This window comes from Blastococcus saxobsidens, assembly GCF_002938435.1.
Classification (GTDB): domain Bacteria; phylum Actinomycetota; class Actinomycetes; order Mycobacteriales; family Geodermatophilaceae; genus Blastococcus; species Blastococcus saxobsidens.
Genome location: NZ_POQT01000003.1, coordinates 106,740 through 129,788, shown reverse-complemented (window position 1 = coordinate 129,788; position 23,049 = coordinate 106,740). Strand labels below are relative to the sequence as shown.

General features: G+C 72.2%; 18 protein-coding genes. 8 read left to right on the top strand and 10 right to left on the bottom strand.

Translation table 11 applies throughout. The features are described from left to right. Positions 1-11 precede the first annotated feature (11 nt). On the top strand, positions 12-1,517 hold the full coding sequence (locus C5507_RS02930; RefSeq protein ID WP_104527035.1) for a sugar transferase: 1,506 nt from the start codon (positions 12-14) through the stop codon (positions 1,515-1,517). A gap of 15 nt (positions 1,518-1,532) precedes the next feature. Here the strand turns inward: C5507_RS02930 and C5507_RS02925 are convergent, their stop codons facing one another. Next, positions 1,533-2,807 carry a hypothetical protein gene (locus C5507_RS02925; RefSeq protein WP_104527034.1) on the bottom strand — a complete coding sequence of 425 codons (1,275 nt, stop codon included), beginning with the start codon at positions 2,805-2,807 and terminating at the stop codon, positions 1,533-1,535. Between the two features lie 222 nt (positions 2,808-3,029). After that, complete coding sequence (locus tag C5507_RS02920) at positions 3,030-3,794, bottom strand: arsenate reductase/protein-tyrosine-phosphatase family protein (protein WP_207225895.1); 765 nt, start codon at positions 3,792-3,794, stop codon at positions 3,030-3,032. A gap of 188 nt (positions 3,795-3,982) precedes the next feature. Here C5507_RS02920 and C5507_RS02915 point away from each other — a divergent pair, with 188 nt between their 5' ends. Genes C5507_RS02915 through C5507_RS02905 form a run of 3 tightly spaced genes read left to right on the top strand, consistent with a single transcriptional unit; the run spans position 3,983 to position 6,313 of the window. Further along, a complete protein-coding gene (locus C5507_RS02915; protein ID WP_104527033.1) occupies positions 3,983-4,903 on the top strand; it encodes an ATP-grasp fold amidoligase family protein in 921 nt (306 codons plus the stop codon). Positions 4,904-4,952: 49 nt separating this feature from the next. Beyond that, positions 4,953-5,189, top strand: coding sequence for an ATP-grasp fold amidoligase family protein (locus C5507_RS02910; RefSeq protein ID WP_104527032.1), 237 nt, complete (start codon positions 4,953-4,955; stop codon positions 5,187-5,189). Positions 5,190-5,242: 53 nt separating this feature from the next. After that, a complete protein-coding gene (locus tag C5507_RS02905; RefSeq protein ID WP_104527031.1) occupies positions 5,243-6,313 on the top strand; it encodes a glycosyltransferase family 4 protein in 1,071 nt (356 codons plus the stop codon). 27 nt (positions 6,314-6,340) lie between these two features. On the opposite strand, the gene C5507_RS02900 is transcribed toward C5507_RS02905, so the two are convergent. From C5507_RS02900 to C5507_RS02880, 5 genes are all read right to left on the bottom strand, one after another. Further along, positions 6,341-7,825, bottom strand: coding sequence for a sugar transferase (locus C5507_RS02900; protein ID WP_242611285.1), 1,485 nt, complete (start codon positions 7,823-7,825; stop codon positions 6,341-6,343). Positions 7,826-8,089: 264 nt separating this feature from the next. Continuing rightward, the gene (locus C5507_RS02895; RefSeq protein WP_130504311.1) at positions 8,090-9,652 is read right to left on the bottom strand and encodes a tyrosine-protein kinase domain-containing protein; all 1,563 of its coding nucleotides are present in this window, start codon (positions 9,650-9,652) and stop codon (positions 8,090-8,092) included. A 103-nt stretch (positions 9,653-9,755) separates the two neighbouring features. Next, on the bottom strand, positions 9,756-10,841 hold the full coding sequence (locus C5507_RS02890; protein ID WP_104527029.1) for a glycosyltransferase: 1,086 nt from the start codon (positions 10,839-10,841) through the stop codon (positions 9,756-9,758). Beyond that, positions 10,838-11,800 carry a glycosyltransferase gene (locus C5507_RS02885; protein ID WP_158657474.1) on the bottom strand — a complete coding sequence of 321 codons (963 nt, stop codon included), beginning with the start codon at positions 11,798-11,800 and terminating at the stop codon, positions 10,838-10,840. Before C5507_RS02885 ends, C5507_RS02890 begins: the two co-directional genes overlap by 4 nt. 118 nt (positions 11,801-11,918) lie before the next feature. Then, complete coding sequence (locus tag C5507_RS02880; protein ID WP_104527027.1) at positions 11,919-13,451, bottom strand: O-antigen ligase family protein; 1,533 nt, start codon at positions 13,449-13,451, stop codon at positions 11,919-11,921. A 363-nt stretch (positions 13,452-13,814) separates the two neighbouring features. On the opposite strand from C5507_RS02880, the gene C5507_RS02875 reads away from it, so the two are divergent. Then, complete coding sequence (locus C5507_RS02875) at positions 13,815-15,134, top strand: UDP-glucose dehydrogenase family protein (protein WP_104527026.1); 1,320 nt, start codon at positions 13,815-13,817, stop codon at positions 15,132-15,134. A 70-nt stretch (positions 15,135-15,204) separates the two neighbouring features. Then, positions 15,205-16,500, top strand: a complete 1,296-nt coding sequence (locus tag C5507_RS02870; protein ID WP_104527025.1) for an MATE family efflux transporter — start codon at positions 15,205-15,207, stop codon at positions 16,498-16,500. Positions 16,501-16,530: 30 nt separating this feature from the next. Here C5507_RS02870 and C5507_RS02865 read toward each other — a convergent pair whose 3' ends face one another. Both C5507_RS02865 and C5507_RS02860 read right to left on the bottom strand, forming a co-directional pair. Further along, positions 16,531-17,349 (bottom strand): ATP-grasp fold amidoligase family protein, encoded by an 819-nt coding sequence (locus C5507_RS02865; protein WP_104527024.1) that lies wholly within the window; start codon positions 17,347-17,349, stop codon positions 16,531-16,533. Between the two features lie 160 nt (positions 17,350-17,509). Next, positions 17,510-18,388 (bottom strand): polysaccharide lyase family 20 protein, encoded by an 879-nt coding sequence (locus C5507_RS02860; protein WP_104527023.1) that lies wholly within the window; start codon positions 18,386-18,388, stop codon positions 17,510-17,512. 326 nt (positions 18,389-18,714) lie between these two features. Here C5507_RS02860 and C5507_RS02855 point away from each other — a divergent pair, with 326 nt between their 5' ends. Together C5507_RS02855 and C5507_RS02850 are read left to right on the top strand one after the other, a co-directional pair. Then, positions 18,715-19,911 (top strand): acyltransferase family protein, encoded by a 1,197-nt coding sequence (locus C5507_RS02855; protein ID WP_158657473.1) that lies wholly within the window; start codon positions 18,715-18,717, stop codon positions 19,909-19,911. Positions 19,912-19,914: 3 nt separating this feature from the next. Continuing rightward, positions 19,915-20,697 carry an SGNH/GDSL hydrolase family protein gene (locus C5507_RS02850; RefSeq protein WP_104527021.1) on the top strand — a complete coding sequence of 261 codons (783 nt, stop codon included), beginning with the start codon at positions 19,915-19,917 and terminating at the stop codon, positions 20,695-20,697. Between the two features lie 515 nt (positions 20,698-21,212). Here C5507_RS02850 and C5507_RS02845 read toward each other — a convergent pair. Continuing rightward, positions 21,213-22,718 (bottom strand): sugar transferase, encoded by a 1,506-nt coding sequence (locus C5507_RS02845; protein ID WP_242611284.1) that lies wholly within the window; start codon positions 22,716-22,718, stop codon positions 21,213-21,215. Between the last annotated feature and the right edge of the window lie 331 nt (positions 22,719-23,049).

Genomic DNA, 23,049 nt, shown 5'->3' with positions numbered 1-23,049 from the left:
GGACCTGCTCCATGACCCATGACGCGGCACAGTCCCAGCACGCCCTCCCCGATGCGCAGCAGCACCCGGCCCGGCCCGGCCCGGCCGACGGGCTGCGCGGCGCGGGCACCGTCGCCCGCCGTGCATGGCGTGGCCCCTTCGTCAGACGCCTCGTCCTGTGGGACGCCGTCTGTGCGTCCGCGGCCGCGGGGGTGGGGCTGCTCGCCCGCTTCGGCCCGACCGAGGAGGGGGTCTCCACCGCGTCGCTGGTCATCGCGGTGACGATGCCGGCCGTCTGGGTCTTCTCCATGCTGGTCGCCGCGAGCTACGAGAGCCGGTTCCTGTGGGAGGGACCCGAGGAGTTCCGCCGGGTCTTCTTCGCCGCCGCGCTCCTGCTGGCCCTCGTGGGCACGGTCTCGTGGGGACTCAAGCTCGAGGTGGCCCGCGGCTTCGTCGTCGTCGCGCTCCCGCTGGCCACGCTGCTGACGCTCGGGAGCCGGCAGGCCCATCGATGGTGGCTGCGCCGCCAGCGGGTGCACGGCCGGTTCCAGCAGACGACGCTGCTCGTCGGGCACCGGAACGGGGTCGTGGCGATGCGGGAGCAGCTGCACCGCGACGTGAGCCACGGGTACCGCGTGATCGGCTGCTGCCTGCCGTCCGGCTCAGGAGCGCAGGAGACGTTCGACGGGCTGCCGGTGCTGGGTGGACCCGAGGACGTCATCGAGGTGGTCCGCCGCTACGAGGTCGACACGGTGGCGGTGCTGCCCTCGCCCGAGCTGGACGGCGCGGCGCTGCGCCGGCTGGGCTGGGAGCTGGAGAAGACCCGGGCCGACCTGCTGCTCGCCCCTTCGGTGTCCGAGGTCGCCGGTCCACGCATCCGCGTCCGGCCGGTGTGCGGCCTGTCCCTCCTGCACATGGAGCGGCCGGAACTGCGCGGCCTGCGGCTGCTGGTCAAGGAGTCCTTCGACCGCGCCTCCGCTGCCCTGCTCCTGCTCGTGATGGCGCCTCTCCTCGTGGCTGCGGCACTCGCCGTCAAGCTCGACAGCTCCGGCCCGGTCCTCTTCCGCCAGGAACGGGTGGGCCGCGACGGACGCCGGTTCGCCATGCTCAAGTTCCGGAGCATGCAGGCCGACGCCGAGCAGCTGGTCGCCCAGCTGGCCGCGATGAGCGACGGCAACGGGGTGCTGTTCAAGATGCGCCAGGATCCCCGGGTCACCCGGGCAGGGAGGATCCTCCGTCGGTACTCGGTCGACGAGCTCCCGCAGCTGATCAACATCCTCAAGGGGGACATGTCCCTCGTGGGGCCGCGGCCGCCGCTCCCGTCCGAGGTCGAACGGTTCGGCGTGGAGATGAACCGCCGGCTCGTGGTGAAGCCCGGGCTGACCGGGCTGTGGCAGGTGAGCGGTCGGTCGAACCTGTCCTGGGACGACTCGGTGCGCCTGGACGTCCACTACGTGGACAACTGGTCGCTGGTGATGGACCTGACCATCCTGTGGCGGACGGTGGGCGCCGTCCTGAAGGGCGACGGCGCCTACTGAGCAGGCCCGCTCAGCTCACCGATAGCCCGGGGAGACGTAGCCCAGCCCCACCGTCCCGGCCGGGACGAAGTCGCCCGCCGCCGGGCTGCCCTGACGGACGCCGCCGGCGATGTTCGACGCCGAGGGCCACGAGGCGACGCCGCCCTGGATGACCGCGGGGCAGCTGCGGTCATCGCTCTGCGGCCACACGCTGGTGCCGAAGGACCTTCCTTCGCGGCCGGCGACGTAGACGTTGTCCAGCGCCAGCGGGTAGCCGTTGCACTCCACCCGGATGAACTGGCCGCCCCGGTCGGTCGGCGTGACCCCCGAGCTCGAGACGTTGGCGTTGCGGATCGTCCCCCGCCCGATCGCGCCGAGGTCGCGGCGCACCTGGATGCCCTGGTAGTTCGTCGAGCCGGTCAGGCGGTCGATGCGGAACTCCCGCACGCCGCCCCAGGGCTGGAACACGTCGGCGTGGTTGACCGAGTACGTGCCGCGCAGCCCCTCCATGCGCACGTTCTGGATCTGCACGAGCGCGTCGGGCGCGTTCACGGCGATGCCGTCGGCCTGGGATCCGCTGACGTTCCCGTTGATGAGGACGCCCTCGATGTGCACCGTCCCCGTGCACTTGTGCACGTAGATGGCCCGCTGGTCGTTCCCGTCCGGTCGCGCCGTCGGGAGGACGTCGATCCGCCCGCCCATGACGACCGCGTTCCGGCAGTTGGCGATGATGATCGGCGCGACAGCGCGGTCCGGGGGCAGCTGGACGAGCACGTCCCCGCCCTTTCCGCTGACCGTCGTGACGGAGTTCGTCGCCGTGATGCGGGTCACCGGGTAGCCGGCCCAGCCCGCCGGCGGGGCCCAGCTCAGCGCTCCACCGGCCGCAGCAGGCGCCGGTGCCGGAGCCGGAGCGGTGCCGGTGGCAGTACCACGGTGGGAGGTGGCGGAGGGGCTGTTGCCCGGCCGGGGGGCGGGCGCATCCGGGGTCGTCGCGGCAGCGGGGGCCTCGTCCTCCGACTCGCCGGCCGCGGCCAGGTCCTGCGCCCGGGCATCGGTCCGGGCGCGAGCTCCGGCCTCGTTGGCCGCCTGCTCCTGCTCAGGCTCGGTCGACGGGGCGGTCACCGGCCGGCCGGGGGGCACCGGTCCGTCCGTGTCGGACGAACCGGGAACGCCGGTGCCGGCGCCCGAGCTGCCCCCTTCGGGGCTGCCGGTGACGCCGGCCTCCTGGCCGGCGACCACCCCGGCCTCCTGGACGGGGAGGACCTGGTGGGCCGAGAACGCCAGCACGAGGAACGCGATCAGTCTCTGCACCCACGAGCGCCCACGTCGACCGCTGTTCCACCACTGACTGCTACGGGTTCGTGACACAAACTGACGGTAGCATCACGATTACGTAACGCCAGGACCGTTCGGCTCGATTTCCTCCCGCGGCGACCGGGTCGGTGGACACGTGCGTGGACGTTCCGGCCGATCCCCGCAGGTCGGAGCCGGGATGGTGGGCGGAACGCGGGCCACCGCGCTGCCCAGAAATTTTCAGGCGCTGGCGCCGCGCCGACCGAGGAGCCCGAAGGGTCGCAACCGACGCCGGCGCTCCGGCCGGCGGTCATCCGCCGGCACGTCGTCGACGAGGGCGCTGGCGGGAGCCTCGTGCAGGAACGAGGCGGCGACCGAGGCCGCGACCTCGGGGTCGAGCTCCGGATGGGCCGCGATCAGCTCCGCGAGCACGCGGAGCAGCGCCTCGGCGACGTCCTGCCCGACCTCCTGGTGCGCCTCGACCGGCCGACCCATCGGGTCGGTGATGTCGTCGTCGGCGTCACTCGCTCGCCGGCCACGCGCCGCCGCCAGGGCCGCGACGAGTCCGCGTGCCCGGCTCGCGAAGTCCGCTCCTGCCGGGCGGTCGCCGTCGTCGACGACGTCGACCAGGGCCACCGCCTCCCGCAGGGTGAACGTGCGGGACAGCGCGCGCGGCACCAGTTCCAGCACCGTGCGACGGTGCTCCCGCGTCAGGGCGAGCACCAGATCGGCGTCCTCGATCATGCCCGGCTCGAGCTGCCGGGCCGTGAACCCGGTGGGATCGCCACCCAGACCCTGCAGGACAAGTGCGGTGTCAGGGTGCATCCCCGAGCCGCTGAGCGCGCGCGTGCCGGCGCTGGCCAGGCGGATGTCGCCCGCTGCCGCCCCGAGGGCGTCGTGCAGATAGGTGGTCCCCAGACGCTCGCCGAGCGCGGACCGGCAGATGTTGCCCGTGCACACCAGCAGGACGGTGAACGGCGTTGTGGAGATCTCTGGTGCGGACACGGCTCCCAGTGTGACGGGGCGGTGTCATCGCCCGACACCTCCGTTGGGGTGGTTCACCGGCCCGGGTGGCGCACGACGGCGAGCGGTCGACCGGGGCGCGCGGTGACATTCGTGCGAACTTCGGTTTCGGGTGTGTGCCTCCGGCCACTCACCCGCTGACACGCCCGCGATCGCGAGAAGGACCGACGATGCCCCGGAGCGGGTTCAACACGACCCTCCGCAAGTCCCTGAGACCCGTGCACCGCACGATCGCCAGCCTGCTCCCCCTGCCCGCCAGGCGGCGCTACCTCTACCTGGCCGGCCACGGCCGGCTCCCCCGCCTGAACGACCCGCGCCTGTTCACGGAGAAGATCAACTGGCGGATCGTCCACGACCGACGACCGGAACTCGCCTGGACCTGCGACAAGCTGGCGATGAAGGACTACGCGATCGGCCTGCACCGGGAGACCGGGCTGGAGGTACCGGAGACGCTGTGGGCGGGGGACGACCTGGGTGCAGTGCTGGGGCGGACGTTCGATCGGCCGTGGGTCCTCAAGCCGAATCACCGCAGCGGCCTCGTCCGGTTCGGGGCGGCATCGGAGGCCGTCGACGCCGACATGGTCGAGTCGACGCGCACCTGGCTGCAGGACGACCAGAGCGTCCTGCTCGGGGAATGGGCCTACAGCCAGGCGCGCAGGCTGCACCTCATCGAGGAGGACCTCGCCGCCGGCGAGCCCCTGGACGACTACAAGTTCTTCGTGTTCGGCGGCAAGGTCGTGTTGATCCAGGTCGATCGCGGCAGGTTCACGAGCGGCCACGCGCGCACCTTCTACACCGTCGACTGGCAACCCGCTCCCGTCGCGGACATCATGCCGATCGGCGAGCAGGCGCCCCCGCCGGAGGACCTGGACGCCATGGTGCACGCGGCCGAGACGCTCGGGCGGCCGTACGACTTCATGCGGGTCGACCTCTACAGCACGCGAGGGAAGGTCTGGCTCGGCGAGCTGACCCCCTATCCCGCCGGCGGCACCATCCAGTACCACCCGCGCGAGTTCGACCTGTACCTCGGTGAGCAGTGGGCCCTGCCTCCGCTCGGTGCCGTCCCAGGCCGTGGACGCCACGGCACCTGACGGACCGGGGGCCACTCGGGGCGCCGGCGCCCGCCGAGCAGGAGTGAGCATGCCGCCGAACAGGGCCGACGCCAGGATCCGGACGCACCTCCGGCCCGCCCACCGGCCGGCCGGAGAGCTGGGCTGCTCGTTCGACTTCGCGCGCATCGACTTCTCCGACGTGCGCGGCACGATCTGGTCCGGCGAGGTCACCCCGTCCCCGGCAGGCGGCGTCCGCCGCTACGAGCCGCAGGAGTGCGACGACCGGCTCGGTAGCCTCTGGGTCCTGCGCGACCTGGGCTCCTAACCGTGACACCGCCGGGCTCGCACTCCGACCTACGAACGGTGGCGACCGCACCCGTGATCCGAGTCCTCAACGTCGGGCCGACGGCCGAACAGCCGGGCGGGATGGCGTCGGTCGTGGCCGAGCTCGCCGACCAGAACCGGCTGAGCGCCGCCCCCGTGAACCTCCGCGTCGTCGACTCCGGCGGGATCGGCTCCCCGCCGCGGCGTGGCGCCCGCTTCGCCCGGGCACTGCTCGGCGCCGTCACCGCCCGCGTGGACGTCGCCCACCTCCACGTCGCCTCGCGGGGCAGCACGTGGCGCAAGGCGGCGATAGCCCGGGCGTGCTCGCTGCGCGGGCTGCCCTACGGGATCCACCTGCACGGCGCCGGGTACGCCGGCTTCCTGTCCTCGTCCTCGCCGGCTGGGAAGCGCCTGGTCGAGCACTTCTTCCACGGGGCGGCGTACGTGGTGGTCCTCGGCGAGCCGTGGGCACGTCTGGTGGCCGACGAGCTCTCCGTTCCGCGGTCGAGGATCCACATCGTCCACAACGGCGTCTCCGGCGGCGCACCGCCCGACGTCCCCTGGCCGGCGGACCGCCGGAAACGGGTGGTCTTCCTCGGGGAGATCGGTGCACGCAAGGGCGTTCCGGAGCTGCTCCGGGCCTTCGAGCAGCTCGACGCCGTCCCGGACGCCGAGCTGGTGCTCGCCGGTCCCCCGTCCCCGTCGGACCCGGACGTCGTCCGGCAGGTGGAGGAGGCCGTCCGCACCCGCCCGGACCGGATCCGCTACGCCGGCGCCCTCGCGCGGGCCAGGTCCCGGGACCTGCTCCGCGAGGCCTACCTCCTCGCGCTGCCCAGCCACGCGGAGGGCCTGCCCATGGTGGTCGTCGAGGCCATGTCCCTGGGTGTCCCCTGCGTGACGACGCCCGTGGGCGCCATGGAGGAAGCGGTCACCGACGGCGTGAACGGCGTCCTCGTCCAGCCGGGGAACCCCGACGCCCTGGCCGGGCAGCTGCGCCGGCTGCTGGACGACGTGGCGCTGCGCGACGCGATGGCCCGCTCCGCCCACGACACCTGGGCGCAGGGCTTCGACGCCCGGTCCATGTACGAGGACCTCCGCGCCCTGTGGGCGCAGGCGGCCGGCTGAACGCGCGGCGAGGACCGGACCGGGCGCTCAGTAGGCTCCGCGACCCCGCGCGACGGCCCCGACGGTCTTCCAGAGGATCATCAGGTCGAAGCTCAGCGACCAGTTCTCCACGTAGCGCACGTCGATGCGCACCGAGTCGTCCCAGGACAGGTCGGAGCGCCCGCTGATCTGCCACAGGCCGGTGATACCGGGCTTGACCAGGAAGCGACGGCGCATGTCGGCGCCGTATCGCTCGGTCTCGCTCGGCAGCGGCGGCCGCGGACCGACCAGGCTCATGTCGCCGCGCAACACGTTGAGCAACTGCGGCAGCTCGTCGAGGGAGTAGCGGCGCAGCACCCGGCCCACCCGGGTCACCCGCGGGTCGGCCTTGCTCTTGTAGAGCACACCGTTGCCGTCGTTGGCCGCCGTGAGCACCTCGGTCATCCGGTCAGCACGGTGCACCATGCTGCGGAACTTCAGCATCGGGAAGGTCTGCCCGTCCCGGCCGACCCGGGTCTGGCGGTAGAACACTGCGCCTCGACTGGTGGACTTCACCGCCAGCGCGATGCCGAGGAACAGCGGGAGGGTGAGGACGAGCGTCAGCGCGGCCAGACCGCGGTCGACGGCGGCCTTGCCCATCCGTCGCACGCCCCGCAGCTCGGGTCGCTCGACGTGCAGCAGCGGCAACCCGCACACCGGCCGGATGCCCACCCGCGGACCGACGAACTCGGTGACGGCGGGGGCGAGCAGCAGCTCAGCCTCCGTGGTCTCCAGTTCCCAGCCGAGCCGGCGGAGCGCCGCACCGTCCAGCTCCGGGCACGGCATGACCGCCACGGTGTCGACCTCGTACCGGCGGACGACGTCGACGACCTCGTCGATCCCGCCCAGCACCGGGAGACCGTGGAAGTCGGTGGAACCGTCGACGTCCCGCCCACCCGGGAGGCAGCAGCCGATGACCCGGTAGCCGTGGTAGGCCGCCCGCTCGAGCTGGGCGTGCAACGAGGCCACGGCGGCGCGGTGGCCGACCACGACGGTCGTCTGCTGGAAGGCCCCGTCGGTCCGGGCCACGTGCAACCGCTGCCGGCGCCAGTAGCGCTGCGCCAGCGTCAGCAGGGTCGCCAGCGGGATCGCGACGACGACGAAGCCCCGCGAGATCGCCAGGTCCAGGCCCCACGCCACCGCGGCCACGAGCGCGAACAGGAGCACGGCCGAGTCGAAGACGCGCCGGAACTCGTCGGGCCCCACCCAGAGGAAACGCTCCTCGTAGGTGCGCCCGGCGTGCATCGCGGCCAGCCACAGGAAGGGCAGGAGCACCGCGGCCCAGAGGGAGTGCTGGGCCGCCCCCTCCACGTAGGTGCCGAACCGGACGAAGTAGCCGGTGACCGACGCGACGACCACACAGATCGCATCGCCGACGACGATGTCGCGGACGTAGGCCGACCGCCAGGCACGGCGGGCATCCGTCCCCTCACCCCGGAGGCGGCGGATCAGTGAGGGCCGGCTGGTCAGGCGGGCTGTCCGGTCGGGGGCCACGGCCTCGCGCGAATGGATGGAGATCCCGCACCCCCGTGCATGTCGTGTCGTCGTTACGGCGCTGCATCCCGGCTCGTCGGGAGCACGGGACGACGGGCAGGATCGCCCGGGCCACGTGACCCAGGGTAACCACTCTTGTGACTGCCCTAACACGAAATGCGTCACAGCACGCAATGATTGCGTGCGATCACATAGCGTGCGCCGAGATGCCTCGCACTTCGGCGGCTCGCCCGGGGCCACGACACGCCTGGACCCGAGCCGGATTCACCGTCCCGCCGCTCCGGTGGGCTTGCTCGTCGTCCCGAGCCCGTCAGCGCCCTGCACACCACCCGGGCCCCGGACCGGCCGGCGCTTCGTGGCCGCTGCCGCCTGGTCGGCCGCAGGTGTCGCCCCGGGCGGCCCGCCCCGCGACGCGCGTACGGGGGACACCTCCTCCGCAGGGGCGACCGGGAGGGGGACGTCGGAGTCGTAGCCGTACACCTTCGAGGCATCCGCGGAGGGCGGCGCGATGGTCAGCACCACGCCCAGGGTCTTCGCGCCGATCCGGGCCAGCACCGCCGCCGCCTGCTCCAGCTCCTCGCGCCGGGTCTTGCCGTGACGGGCGGCCAGCAGCACGCCGTCCATCACCACGGCGACCGCACTGCCGTCCGACACGGGCAGCAGCGGAGGCGTGTCGACGATGACGAAGTCGTTGCGCGCCCGCAGTTCGTCGACCAGGCCGGCCAGCCTGGAGGACGACAGCAGTTCGCTCGGGTTGGGCGGGATCGATCCGGCCGCGAGCACGGAGAGCCTGCCGTCGCCGTAGGACTGGAGGACGTCGTCCAGGTCCGCGGCGCCGGACAGGATGCTCGTGAGCCCTGCGCCGTCGACCAGACCCAGGTACCGGGTGACCCGGGGACGCCGCAGGTCGGCCTCCACGATCGTCACCCGGTGACCGCCCTCGGCCAGGGTGATGGCCAGGTTGACCGCGACCGTGCTCTTGCCCTCCCCGGCCATCGCGCTGGACACCATGATCACCCGCGGCGGCCGGTCGACGTCCAGGAACTGCAGGTTGGTGCGCATCTGGCGGAAGCTCTCCGCGGCCGCGGATCGGCTGTGACGCGCCAGGACGTGGTCCGAGGCCAGCTGGGGGTCACGGGTGACGACACCGATCACCGGGGCACCGGCGACGCTGGAGGCGACCTTGGGATCGCGGACGGAGCGATCCAGCCGCACCCGGAAGTACGCGCTGACGAAGCCGACGACCAGGCCGATCAGCACACCGACGGCGATGTTCCGGTAGAGGTTCGGCGATGCGGGGGAGCTGGGGACCTCGGGGCTGTCCAGCACGGTGACCTTCACCGGCACCGTCGTCACCGGCTCCTCGGTCGGGTCCGTGGGCGTCGTGGTGGTCGTCTCCACCTCCTCGACCAGGGAGGTGAACTCGGTGGCGATGGCGTCCGCCAGGTCGCGGGCACGCTGGGGCGAGGAGTCGGTGACCACGATGTCCAGGACCGTGGTGTCCGGGACCACGGAGGCCTCGATCCTCTCCTGCAGGTCCTGCGCGGAGAGCTCGAGCTCGAGGTCGGAGATCACCCGGTCGGCCAGCCGCTCGCTGGTGAGCAGCTGGACGTAGGACGTCACCCGGTTCTGCGAGAACTGGCTGCCCTGGAAGGCGGCGGCGGTGGACGTCGCGTCGGTCGAGGTGACGAACAGCTGCGTCGCCGAGGTGTACGTGGGCGTCATCAGCAGAGCGGTCACGGCACCGACCGCTCCGCCGAGGAGCAGTCCGATCACGGGCAGGAACCACCCGGTCCGGATCGCCGCCATCGTCTCTCTGAATTCCACTGGTTCCTCGTTTCCGGTATCCGCACCTCGCACGGTGCCAGGTGCGGCCTCTCCCGACGGCTCCGCCCATGGTGCCGGGCACCGGCTCTGGGCGAGCAGCTTTCTAGGCCGGGTCCTCCCGCGTGCCGGGCGGTGGGTCCGGCGTCGCCGTGCCGGGCGGGTGCAGGCCGGCCACGCACGCCGCCCAGCGGGTGACGAAGGTGTGCTTGACCGCGTCCGTCGAGTACCGCTCCTGCACCCGCTGCCGGGCCAAGCGGCCGAGTTCGCGTGCCGTGTCCGGCGAGTCGGCGATCCGGCGGATCGCCGCGCCCAGGGCCGCCGGGTCCTCCGGTGGGACGAGCAGCCCCGTCTCGCCGACCACCTCGGCGACCTGGCCGACGTCGGTGCCGATGACCGGGGTGCCCAGGCTCATCGACTCCAGGATGCTCATCGGCATGGCCTCGGCCCGGCTGGGGAGCACCAGGGCGACCGCGGTCCGCAGCCGGGCGAGGACGTCACCGGGCTCGACGCGTCCCGCCACGACCACGCCGTCGGGCAGGGGCGCCGGCAGCTCGAACCGCGGTTCGAGATCGCCGAAGACGACCAGCTCGTGACCGTCGACCCGCGCGTCCGCCCAGGCGCTGAGCAGGATGTCGGCTCCCTTGCGCAGCCCGACCTCACCGGCGAACACGAAACCCGAGCGGGGCCCGGGCCCCGGCTCGCCCTCGACCGGCACCGCGTTCGCCACCTTGACCGCGGACACCCCGAGCGACTCCAGCACGGTGGAGGCGGGGTCGGTCAGGACGAACACCACCGCCGCCCGGCGCAGCACCCGGCCGGCCAGGCGGCGGTGGTCCTGCGCGAAGTCGACGAAGTCCGAGCCGTGGACCAGGACGGTGCAGCACACCCCGCGCCGCCTCGCGATCCCGAGCAGCAGGCCTTCGCGCAGGAAGGAACCCTGTTGCGTCAGGTGGAAGTGCCAGACGTCCCTGCTGCTCACCCGGCCGAACACCACGCGCAGCGCCGTCCGGGCGAAGGACGCCAGCGTCCGACGCCGGCTCCCGTGCCAGTAGGTCGGCCACTCCCGGACCTCGAGGGCCTCGTCGGCCCAAGAGTTCACGGTGCGCACCACCGAAGCGACACCGCCCGGGCCCTGCGACGCGTTGCCGATCTGCGTGACGCGCAGGACGCGACCGGGACCGTCGGTCACGGCGCCACACCCCGGCGGATGGCCACGTCGGGCGGCTCGAGGTCGCCGTCGGTCAGGTCGTGCGGCTCCCGCAGCAGTACCAGCCCACGTTCGGCGAGCTCCCGGACCACCTGCAGCTGGTGGTCGTCCACGTGCTCCCCGCGCTCGACCCGCCGCGGGACCACGAGGGGGCGGACACCGAGCTCGAGCGCCCGCATCAGCGTGCCCACGCCGGCGTGGGTGACGAACACGTCACTGCCGACGATGAGCTGGTCGAAGGCCTCGGCGGTCAGCTCCTGCTCCACCGTGCCCGGGAGGTCGTCGCGGACGGTGGCGCCCAGCTGCCACGTCACGGTGTCGCCCGGGCGCAGGCGATCGCGCACGGCGTCGACCAGCGAGTCGAAGCGGAACGGCTGGATGGTGCCCAGGCTGACGAAGATGCTGCGCTGCTCACCCGGCCGGCGGGCGGCACGCTCGGGCGCGGGGATCACCCGGTAGTCGTCGAGCAGCGAGGGGCCTTTCCGCCAGCGGGGCCGGTCCGCCCAGCCGGCGTGCTGGGTGTAGCGATCGACCCGGGGCAGGCGCTCGAGGATGCGACCGGTGGCGGAGGGCCCGTCGAAGCGCGAGACGCTCTCGATGTAGATCACCGGGATCCGCCGGACCTGCCCGACAAGGTAGGCGGCGACGCCGACCGCGGCGCCGGTGCTCAGGACGACGTCGAAGCGCTCCCGCCGCGTCTGCCGGAAGAGCTGGCCGACGGAGCGCACCGCTTCCCGGTAGCCGCGCGGCGGTACGTAGTCGAGGGTGACCACGTCGCGCCCCTGCAGCAGCGACCGGCTCTGCTCGGAGGCGAAGGTGGCGAAGACGGAGTCCGGGCGCAGCCCGAGGACCTCCGCCCACCGCACGATCTGCGCCAGGTGGCCGCCCGTCGAGGCGACGAGGAGCGCCCGCTTGCCGCGGAGTGCGGTGGACAGATCCACCGTCTCACCTGCCGTCTCGTACCGGTTGCCCTGAGCTGACACATCAGGAGCGTAGAGGGCCCACGCTAGGAGGCCCTCCCCGTGGGCATCTTTCGCCCGGAAGGCGTGACGGAAGAGCTCAGCGGTGCGCGAGCACCGCGCGGTCCTCCGCCGGCTCGGCATCGCGGCGCTCCGCCGACCCCCCGCCGTTCCCGGGTGCCACCGTTTCCCGCTCGGTCACCGCCTCTTCCGCGCCGGCCTCGGCGGCCTGCCGCTTCCCGCCGAACGAGCCCAGGAGGCCGATCAGCAGGAAGAGCGGCACGTAGGACGGCGGGGAGACGAACACCGGGTTGCCGGTGGACTCCAGCAGGTACTGCGCGATCCAGGCGATGCCGGTGAGCCCCAGCCAGCGGACGATCGGCCGCTCGTCGAAGGAGAGGGCGCGCAGCCGCCGGAAGACGGCGACCAGCGCCAGCACGAAGGCCAGGAGCCCGAAGATGCCGGCCTCGCCGAGGATGGCCGGCCACATGGTGTCGGTCAGGAACAGGTCGTTCCCCGCGGCCTCGGAGAGGCCCCAGATGTACTGGTACCCGCGCTCCAGGTAGACGGGGCTGTAGTACTCCGACGCCGTCTCCGACCCGAACCTGCCGAACCCGGCGCCGAGCGGGAAGTGGTCGAGGGCCACGAAGAAGGAGTCGGTCGTCATCACGGTCCGGGCGGCCGTGCCCTCGGACTGGTCGAAGTAGGTGGCCACGAGGGCGGTCATCGCGCTGGCGAGCGTGGAGGCGAACAGCACGACGATGCCGACGACGGTGAGCACCGCGGTCGCGAACACCCCGGGTCGGCGGGCCCGCGAGCTCAGCCACAGGAAGCTGGCCATCATGCCCAGCCAGGTCTTGCGGCGGAAGGAGAAGACGGCCACCAGCGCCATCCCGAGCGACAGCAGCAGGGTGGTGCGGGAGGAGCCGACGGCGGTGTTCCAGGCGACCACGGCGAGGAACCCCATGGCCGAGATCAGGCCGAGCGTCCCCGGCTCCACGAACGGGCCGATCAGCGAGGGGACCGAGGCCCGGTAGCTCACCGTGTCGATGTTGCCGATCAGCAGCTGCCACGTCTGCGGGATCGCGAGGTTGACCAGCGAGCAGGCGATGATGAACAGGAGGACGACGACCCCGCCGCGCGCCAGCCGGTGGACGTCCGACGTCGTCCACCGGATCTGCGCGATGGCCAGGCTCAGCAGGATGCCCTTCGCCGCCAGCGAGGTCCCGGCGCCCAGCACCACCAGCGGCACGTCGACCGCCAGTGCGCTGACCACGCCCAGGACGAGGAAGACGACGAACCAGCCGAAGCCCGGGAACGTCCTGATCGGCCGGCCGCGGAGCAGCCGTGGGCCCAGGCACACGAGCAGGGACGCGGCGATCATGGCCTCGTCGGCGAAGTCGACCGCGGCGATGCCGGTCAGCACGGCCGCCGACTTGGTGAACAGGCAGATCAGCAGCGCGACCGCCACGAAGCGCTTGGGCCGCAGGAACCCCCACGCGACGAACGGCAGACCGAAGACCGCGACGAGCACCAGCACCGGCTCGAAGGCCGCCGCGACGGTCAGCGCGACGACGGCGAGGAGACAGGGGACCAGGGTGCGCGCCATGCTCCTGGTCAGCGCGTCGCCCATTCCCGCCTCCTTCCCGTGCGCCGAGGTGCCCCGGCGAGCCGGCCCGCTCCGGACGACGGAGCGTGACACGAGGGGCCGACGCCCGAGGATGCCACGGCGGCGCCACCCCGCGGTTCCGACGGCACGTCCGGGCGATCGCGTGTGACCCCCCGCACTCGCCGCACGCCGTCCAGGCCGCCGCTGGTCACGCTGTGCGACTGATCGTGCCGGAATCCGGCTCCTCCACCACCTTGTCGGGCTACCGGCGGCATCCGGGGTGGTCATCGTGCTGCCTCGTGGCGGACCATGGCTGAGGCCTGCGACGGGTGAGGCCATCTTTGCGGACATCCCGCGCACGACCCGTTCGACGAGTGGAGCACTGGCATGAAGATCTCGGTCATCGGCTGCGGCTACCTGGGCGCCGTGCACGCAGCGTCGATGGCCGAGCTCGGCCACGACGTCGTCGGCATCGACGTGGACCGCGCCAAGATCGAGCTGCTGTCGCAGGCGAAGGCGCCGTTCTTCGAGCCGGGCTTCGAGGAGCTGCTGGCCCGCACGCTGGAGACCGGGCGGCTGCGCTTCTCCACCGAGTTCGCCGATGCCGCCGGGGCGTCCGTGCACTTCGTCTGCGTCGGCACCCCGCAGAAGCGCGGCGAGTACGCGGCGGACATGCGCTACGTGCAGGGTGCGGTGGAGTCCCTGCTCGGCGTCCTCGCCCCGGGCGAGCTGGTCGTCGGGAAGTCGACGGTGCCGGTGGGGACGGCGGCCGCGCTGGCGGAGCTGGTCGCGGGCAAGGTGCCGGGCGCGCTGCTGGCCTGGAACCCCGAGTTCCTCCGCGAGGGCTTCGCCGTCCAGGACACGCTGCACCCCGACCGGCTGGTCTACGGCCTCCCTGCCGGGCCGGACGCCGACACCGCCCGCCGGCTGCTCGACGAGGTCTACGCGACCATCGTGGAACGCGGCACGCCCAAGGTCGAGAGCGACTACGCCACCGCCGAGATGGTGAAGACGGCGGCGAACTCCTTCCTCGCCACGAAGATCTCCTTCATCAACGCGATGGCCGAGCTGTGCGAGGCCACCGGTGCGGACGTGAAGCTGCTCGCCGACGCGATCGGCTACGACGACCGCATCGGCCGCAAGTTCCTCAACGCCGGTCTCGGCTTCGGTGGCGGCTGCCTGCCCAAGGACATCCGCGCGTTCATGGCCCGCGCCGGGGAGCTGGGGGCCGACCAGGCGCTGACCTTCCTGCGCGAGGTCGACAACATCAACATGCGCCGGCGGATCCGGATGGTCGAGCTGGCCCGGGAGGTCTGCGACGGGTCGCTGCTCGGCAAGCGGGTGGCGGTCCTGGGCGCGGCGTTCAAGCCCGACAGCGACGACATCCGCGACTCCCCGGCCCTCAACGTCGCCGCGCAGCTGCAGCTGCAGGGCGCGGTGGTGCGGGTGACCGACCCGGCGGCCGTGGAGAACAGCCGCCGGCTGTGGCCGCAGCTGGACTACGCCGACACCGCCGAGGAGGCCGCCGAGCGGGCCGACGCCGTCCTGGTCCTCACCGAGTGGAAGCAGTACCGCGAGCTCGACCCGGTCGCCTTCGGCACGGTCGTCCGCCAGAAGCGGGTGCTCGACGGCCGCAACGCCCTCGACCGCGACGCCTGGACCGCCGCCGGGTGGGCGTACCGGGCGCTCGGCCGCCGCGCCGGCTGACGGCTCCGTGCACGGACCACCCAGCGCCCTCGACGCCCCTCCCCCCAGGAGAGGGCGCCTCGGCCGGGCGTTGCGCGGGGGAAAGTTCGCCGGCCGGGCGCTGACCTTCGCCGATCAGGGGATCTCCAGCGCCAGCAACATGCTGCTGTCGGTGTCCATCGCCTCGGGCGTGAGCGCGGCGGTCTTCGGCGAGTTCGCGCTGATCTACAGCATCTACTGGCTGCTCCTGGGCGGAACCCGCGCAGCCGTCCTCGACCCGCTGCTGATCGTGCAGCACAACACGCTCAAGGACGCGCCGGTCCACTCGATCGCCGCCCTGTCCGCGACGGCGGTGGGCGCCCTCGGCATACCGATCGGGCTCGCGCTGCTGCTCACGCCCCTGGACGTCGCCTGGGCCGTCTTCTTCCTGGGGCTCCCGGTGCTGCTCCTGCAGGACGCGCTGCGCTACGTCGGCTTCCTGGCCGACCGGCCGGGCCGGGTGGTGCTGCTGGACGGCGTCTGGCTGGTCGTGATGGTCGGGGCCACGGTCCTCGCCGTCACGGGCGTCATCTCGGGAACGGCTGCCGTCCTCGGCCTGTGGGTGCTGGGGGCGCTCCTGGCGAACCTGCTCGGGCTCCTGCTCCTCCGGGTCCGGTTCGCACGGCTGCACCTGCGCCGGCGGCTCCGGGAGATCTGGCCGGTGTCGGGCCCGCTGCTCGGCGACTTCGCCCTCTCCAACGGCGCCTCCCAGCTGACGGTGTTCCTCCTGCCGCTGGTGGCGAGCACGGCGCTGCTCGGTTCGTTCAAGGCCGCCCAGGTGGCCAACGGCCCGCTCAACATCACCGTGGCGGCCGCGACCGTCATCTGCCTGCCGATGGTGGCCAGAGCGGTCGACTCCCCCTCGGGCCGGGCCGTCGCCCTGCGCATCGGCCTGTTCGCCTCGGCCGCGCTCGCCGGGGTCGCCGTCGTCTACGGGGGTGCGCTCGCACTGCTCCCCGAGGACGCCGGGCGGGCCCTGTTCGGCCAGTCGTGGGGGTCGGGCCTGCTCGTGGCCGCCGTGAGCGTGCAGATGGTCCTGTTCGGCATCACCCACGGCGCGTTGCTCGCACTGCGCGGCTCCAGCAACACCCGTGCGGCGCTGTGGGTGCGGGTCATCGTGACCCCGATCGCCCTCGTCGTCCCGCTGCTGTTCACCGCACTGTGGGGGCGCACGGGGCTGATGGCCGGGATCCTCGTCGCGGCCGCGGCGATGTCCCTGGTCAGCTGGATCGCCGCCGTCCGGGTGATCCGCGGCGGATCACGCACCGACGCGGAGCAGGACCCCGAGCCGGTTCCTGCCACATCGGGGCACGACCCCGTCGCCGGAGCGCTGCCCGCCGCCCCCTGACGGCAACGCTGGACGGACCGCGGGCCGGGATCAGAGTTCGGGCAGCGTCCACCAGTCGCCGAGCTGACGGTCGAAGCTGCGTGGCGTGAACGGCGCGAGACCGCTGGAGGGGTAGGGGCTGGTCTCGCCGAACCAGACCACACCGTCGACGGTGTAGAGATCCACGCGGAGGAAGTCGAAGCCCGCTCCCAGGGCGGCGGCAGCGGCGAGCATCCGCTCCAGGGTCTCGGGCCGGTCGACCACGGGGCCCAGCGACGACTGGTTGGTGACGGTGAGCGGCTCCCAGTCGCAGGTGTACATGCGCTCCAGGTGTTCGGTGAACCGCCCCTGGTGCACCTCGACCAGCCGGGGCTCCCCGTCGAACACGAAGATCTTGTAGTCGTCCGGGGACGATCCGGGCGCTCCGATGAACTCCTCCACCAGGAATTGACGCTCCGCCTGGCTGTAGGCCCATTCACCGAGGACTTCGGCATTGAACTCGTCGAGCCACCCGGCGGTCCTCCGGAGGAGGTCCGGGACGTCGGCCGTACCCGAGCCGACGACCACCCGCATCGTGCCCTGCGTCGGCTTGAGCACCCAGGCGCCGGGCAGTTCGACGTCCGCCAGCTCCCGCAGGTCGACGCCGTGCCAGTAGGTCTCCGGGATGCGCACCAGGTCCCCGGCCCGCTCTGCCGCGTACTCCTTCATGGCCAGCTTGTCGCACGTGCGCACGAGGAGGTCGCGCCGGTCGTGCAGGATCCGCCAGTTGATCTTCTCCGTGTAGGTACGCGGATCGCGCACCCGCGGGAAGCGGCGGTGCTTGACGGCGTACATCAGCCGGCGCCGCAGGGCGAGCGGCAACAGCGCCATCGCCCCGTAGTACGCGCGACGGCCACGCGCATATATGTTCAACGGATCGCTCGCCCCCGGTTCGGAGCTCAGCAGCCTACAAGCCTTCGGGCGTTCACGGTGCACCTCGGTCGCGGGTAGCCCTGGCTCCGGGCACCACCGTGCCCGGAATGCTGCGCGGTCAGTCGCCGGGTGGCTCTATCGCCACGCTCTCCCGGGAGGGGCCGCGGCGGGCGTCGGTGAAGTAGACGGTGTGCTCGCGGTCGGTGTTGCTCGCCGCGTAGATGCCCTGCTTGAAGTAGACGCTCTGGCCCTCGTACAGGTTGGCCGCGACGGCGTGCACCTTCCGCTCCCCGTCGATCCACACCCGGGTCTCGCCCTCGTCCGGGTCGGCGGACCAGTCGATGCGGACGGTGTGGTCCAGCCACTCGCCCAGGACCAGCGGGCCCAGGTCGTAGACGGCGGTGTACTGCGAGACCTCCCCGCCCAGCAGCCCACCCCGTACCGACAGCCGGAGTTGCGGGTCGTCCCCGTCGGTGACCCACAGGTCGATGTTCGGGGAGCCGCTGTTGGACTCCTGGTGCCACTGCGTGTAGATGAGGAACTCGTCCTCGCCGTCCCACTCGAAGTCCTCGGGGAAGTAGCTGGACCAGGAGTACCACTGGACGTCGCCCTCGGTCGGGGAGCCGGCCTCGGCAACCGTGGAGCGCACCTCGCCTCGGATGGTGGTGGTCACCCCGAAGGTGTGGTCCCCCGGGCCGGCCGTGAACGCCGCCGCGTACTCGTAGCCCGGCCGCACCGGGTCCTGGACCACCTCGACCTGCTCGGGCCGGGCGACCTGCACCTCGCTCCACTCGTCGAGGGTGCCGTCGGCGTAGCTCCACTCGTGCTCGGGATCGCCGGCGGTCCGCGTGGCCGCTCCCGGCGACGACGTGGCCCCGCTGTCCGACAGCTCGGACGCCGGCACCTCGGAGGTCTCGATGGGCGTCGAGACCGTGTCGACCGGCGGCGCGGGAGGGTCCTCCGATCCGCACCCGGCGACGAGCAGAGCGGTCGCCACCGCGAGGGTGAGGGGGACCTGCCGGCGTCGTGGTGTCACAGCGAGCCCTTCGCGACAGGTCCTCGACGTGGAGGAGCGGAGCCGGACGGCGTCCGACCTGCGCCGTCGAACCCGCCGGTGAGGTTGCTGGATCGACCGGACGACCGAGGTTACCCACGGCGAGCCGCCTCCTGCAGCGCCGCCGTTCCACCGCACCTGCTCTTCACGTGTCAGGCATGTGACGGGCCCCCTCGCCGACAGCATCACCGACTACTCTCACCGGGGATGACCTCGACCGGACGCCTGCACGTCCTCCGGGCGCTCTGCGCGCCGCGGAGGCGCTAGCGGTGTCGACGACCCCCGCCAGCCGGTCCGCCGGCCCCGACCCGACCAGGGCGCGCCCCGGCCAGGAGGTCGGGCAGCCGGCGGGCTCGACCGGGGCACGCTCCTCGACCCCGGTCACCCGGCTCGACTCCCTGACCGGGCTCCGCTTCCTCGCCGCTCTGCTGGTGTTCGGCTCCCACACGCTGGCGTTCTTCGACGAGACACCGCTGAGCGGGTCGATCTACCCGGCACTGGAGCCGGGGGCGGCCGGCGTCTCGTTCTTCTTCATCCTCAGCGGCTTCGTGCTCACCTGGACGCACCGTCCCGGCGACCGGGCCGGCCCGTTCTACCGCCGGCGGTTCGCCCGCATCGCCCCGTCCTACTGGGTCGCCGTGGTGCTGTTCATCCCCATGACCGCGGTGGCCCGCCCGGAGGAGACCGGGTCGCTGCTGCTGCACATGGCCCCGCAGTTCCTCGGTCTGCACGCCTGGATCCCCGACGCCGACTACTACTGGGCCGGCAACGGCGTCACGTGGTCGATCTCCTGCGAGATGTTCTTCTACGCGCTGTTCCCGCTGCTCATCGTGCAGGCGGTGCGGCTGTCGCCGCGCGCGCGGTGGTGGGCCGCCGGGGTGCTCGCCGTGCTCGTGGTGGTCCCACCGCTCGTGCTGCGCCCGCTCACCCACGGCGCCGCCGTCGCCGACTGGGCGATCTTCATCTTCCCGGTCCAGCGCCTGTGGGAGTTCATCCTCGGGATCCTGATCGCGCTGTGGATCAGGAACGGCGGCCGCCTGCGCCACGTGGGCCTGCGGGGCAGCCTGGGCCTGGTCGCCCTGGCCTACACCGTGGCCGTCTTCTCCCCCGCGTACCTCATCTGGGTCGTGCTGCTGTTCGTGCCGTTCGCCCTGACGATCGCGGCCGCCGCCCAGGCCGACCTCGAGGGCTCCCGCTCGGTGTTCCGCCACCCGGTGCTCGTCAAGCTCGGGGAATGGTCCTTCGCCTTCTACCTCACGCACCAGCTGGTGATCCGGGCGATCGACTACGTGCTGGCACCCACCAGCGCGGGGCAGGCGATCGCCGCCTCGGCCCTGAGCCTGGTCGGCGCGCTCGCCAGCGCCTTCGTCCTCTACACGTTCGTCGAGCGACCGCTGGAGAGGCGCTTGCGCGGCGGCACGATGCCCATCAGCCTGGGCGGTACGGGACACGCCGGAAGGCGGTAGGAGATGTCCGTCCTCTCGAGGCGACGGGAGCGGCGACGCCGCCACCACCGGGTTGCGCGCAGCCACTGGTGGAGCGAGGCGCCGTGGTGGGCCTGGGTCCTGATCGTGCTCGGGGCGGTGGCGCTCGCCGTGGCCACGGCCCTCGCCGTCCAGCGCGACCGGGCCTCGGTGACCATGGATGCCGCATCCGGGCGGTCCACCGCGATGGCCGGCCCGGCCGAGGACGCCAGGGTGGTCGTGATCGGCGACGGCTACACCGCCGGCACGGCGCAGGGACGCGAGGACCCTGGCGCGTGGCCGGCGCTGCTGGACCGCCGCAGTGACGACGTGACCGTCGAGGTGTCCGCCGCGGACGGTGCCGGCTTCGTGACCACGAACGTCTTCGGGCGCACGATCGGCAGCCTGGCCGCGGCGGCCCCGATGGCCGGGGCCGACGTGGTCGTCGTCTTCGCCGGCCGGGCCGACGGGCCCGACGTCGCCGGCGAGGTGGGGACGGCGGCGCGCGACGTGCTCGCGCAGGCGCGCGCCGCGGCGCCCGACGCCGGCATCGTGGTCATCGGCCCGGCCTGGCCGGGCGCTGAGGTGCCGGCCGAGGTGACGGCCAACCGTGACGCGATCGCGGGAGCCGCTGCCGAGGCCGGCGTGCGCTTCGTCGACCCCCTGGCCGAAGGCTGGTTCGGCGAGGAGGGCGGGCTGATCGCCGCTGACGGCGTCCACCCCACCCCGGCCGGGCACCGCTACCTGGCCGACCTCATCGAGCCGATCGTGCGCGACACCCTGGCCTGACCGTGCGGCGCCGCTCCTCGGCGGACAGGCTCAGCGGTCACGCTGGCGCCCGGCAGCGGTGGTGCACACCCTCAGTGCGGCCGACGCCACCAGCCAGTCCCGCGCCTCGGTGATCACCGCGGCGTGGGTGCTCATCGCTGTCGCGCTCGGACGCCTGATCGGGCACAGCGCCCAGCATCCGACGAGAGGGCCGCACAGACGGACACAGAGAGCCCGCCGTCCTAATGGTCGAGTCTGCGCGCACCAAGGCGGGTTCGTCGGAAGCTCGACGTCGACGGTACGAGCTGCCGAGCGCGCGGTGCCTGCTGGGCTACCCGCACGGTTCCTCCTCCACGACCACCGCGCCTCGCCGGACGTTCCGCCAGGGCCTGACCCGGTACACCGCAGAGCCGCCGTCAGGCAACGCGCGCGCGACCTTCCAGTAGCGGCCGCCCGGCATAGCGAGCAGGTCCCCGGTAGCGGTCGCGGTGACAGTGCTAGCGCGCCCAGCCGGTGAACGCGAGACAGCGTGCCCGTCAGTAGGCGCCCGACCCACGGACGACTGCACCGACCGTCCTCCACAGGATCATGAAGTCGAACATCAACGACCAGTTCTCGACGTATCGGACGTCTATGCGCACAGAGTCGTCCCAGGACAGGTCAGACCGGCCACTCACCTGCCAAAGGCCAGTGATCCCTGGCTTCACCAGCAGCCGACGGCGCATGTCGTAGCCGTACTGCTCGACCTCACGGGTGACATGCGGGCGCGGTCCTACGAGGCTCATACTGCCGCCGAGCACGTTGAACAATTGCGGCAACTCGTCAAGCGAATAGCGACGCATGACCGCGCCGATGCGGGTGACGCGCGGGTCTCGGCGCATCTTGAACTGCACTGCGTTGCCCTCGTTGCAGTCGAGGAGATCCCTTTCCACCTTGTCCGCGTCGACCACCATGCTGCGGAACTTCAGAACGTGGAACGGCTGCCCGTCACGCCCGATCCTCTCGTGCTTGAAGAACACCGGGCCCCGGCTGCTGGTCTTCACCAGCACGGCCAGCGTAAACAGGAGCGGAAGCAGCAGCGCGACGCCGATCCCTGCGGCCGTACGGTCGACGACGTCCTTGACGATGCGGCGGAGACCGGTGAACTCCGGCCGCTCGACGTGCATGAGAGGCAGACCCGCAACGGGCCGGACATGCACCCGCGGGCCGGCCACCTCGGTCACGGCAGGAGCGAGCATCAACTCCGCCTCGGTGACCTCCAGATCCCACCCGAGCTTTCGCAGCCGCGGACCGTCGAGCTCCGGTGAGGGCAACACCGCGACGGCGTCGATCTCGTAGCGGCGGACGACGTCTACGACCTCGTCGAGGTTGCCCAGGACCGGCAGCCCATCGAAGGTGTCGCGATCATTCGCGGACAGCGGCAGGCAGCAGCCGATGACCCGGTAGCCGTGGCGTGACTCGCGCTCCAACTGCGCACTGAGGGCGGCAACGCCGCTGCGGTGCCCCACCAAGACCGCCGTCTGCACGTGCCGGCCCTGCGCCCGCCGCCCGTGCAACCACAGTCGCAGCGTGACGCGACTGGCGAGAGTCAGCAGGGTCGCTAGCGGCAGGGCGACGACGACGAAGCTCCGGGCGACGTCCAGCTTGAACGCCCAGGACACCGTGCCCACCGTGGCCAGCAGCAGCGCGGCAGCGGAGAACACTCTCCGGAACTCGTCGGGACCGACCCAGAGGTAGCGCTCCTCGTAGGTGCGGGCGACGAGCATGGCGCCCAACCACACGATGGGCAGGAGGACCACGAGCCAGGGAAATCCACCCAGGCCGATGGCGTAGCGATCTCCCGGCGCGAGCGACCCCACCCAACCGGCCACCAGCGCGCCGAGGCCGTCCAGGATGATCAGCTGGCGGAGGTAGGCCTTGCGCCAGGCCCGACGGGCGGCTGTTCCCTCTCCACGCAGCCGGGGAGCGAGCCACCACCACCGTCGGCCGACTGTCTCCGTGACGACATGGCGCGTCTCATCACTAGTTCCGAGCATAGACATGTGTAGAGCCCCCGTGGGCGCCAGAAGCGACAATGACCTTGTGGCCAGGGAACTTCATCGTTCAACCGGCAGGAGAAAGGTAGCGGCGCCTGGGGTGTCATGGAAGGGACCTAATCCCCCCACTTCGAGGAGTCGTCGCCCGAGAACGGGGCATTCACTCTCTGCAGCTGGGGCATATCAGTGCGCTGTGACACGCGCACTGATTGACGCACTGCTGCCGGCACGGGAAGTCGCCGACGCTCCGAAGAAGCTCGTCCGCCATGCGTGTCTTAGATCCCCCGGGTGTGTGAGGGTGGCCGCATGACCCGACGAGTTGGAACCGGCCGGCGAA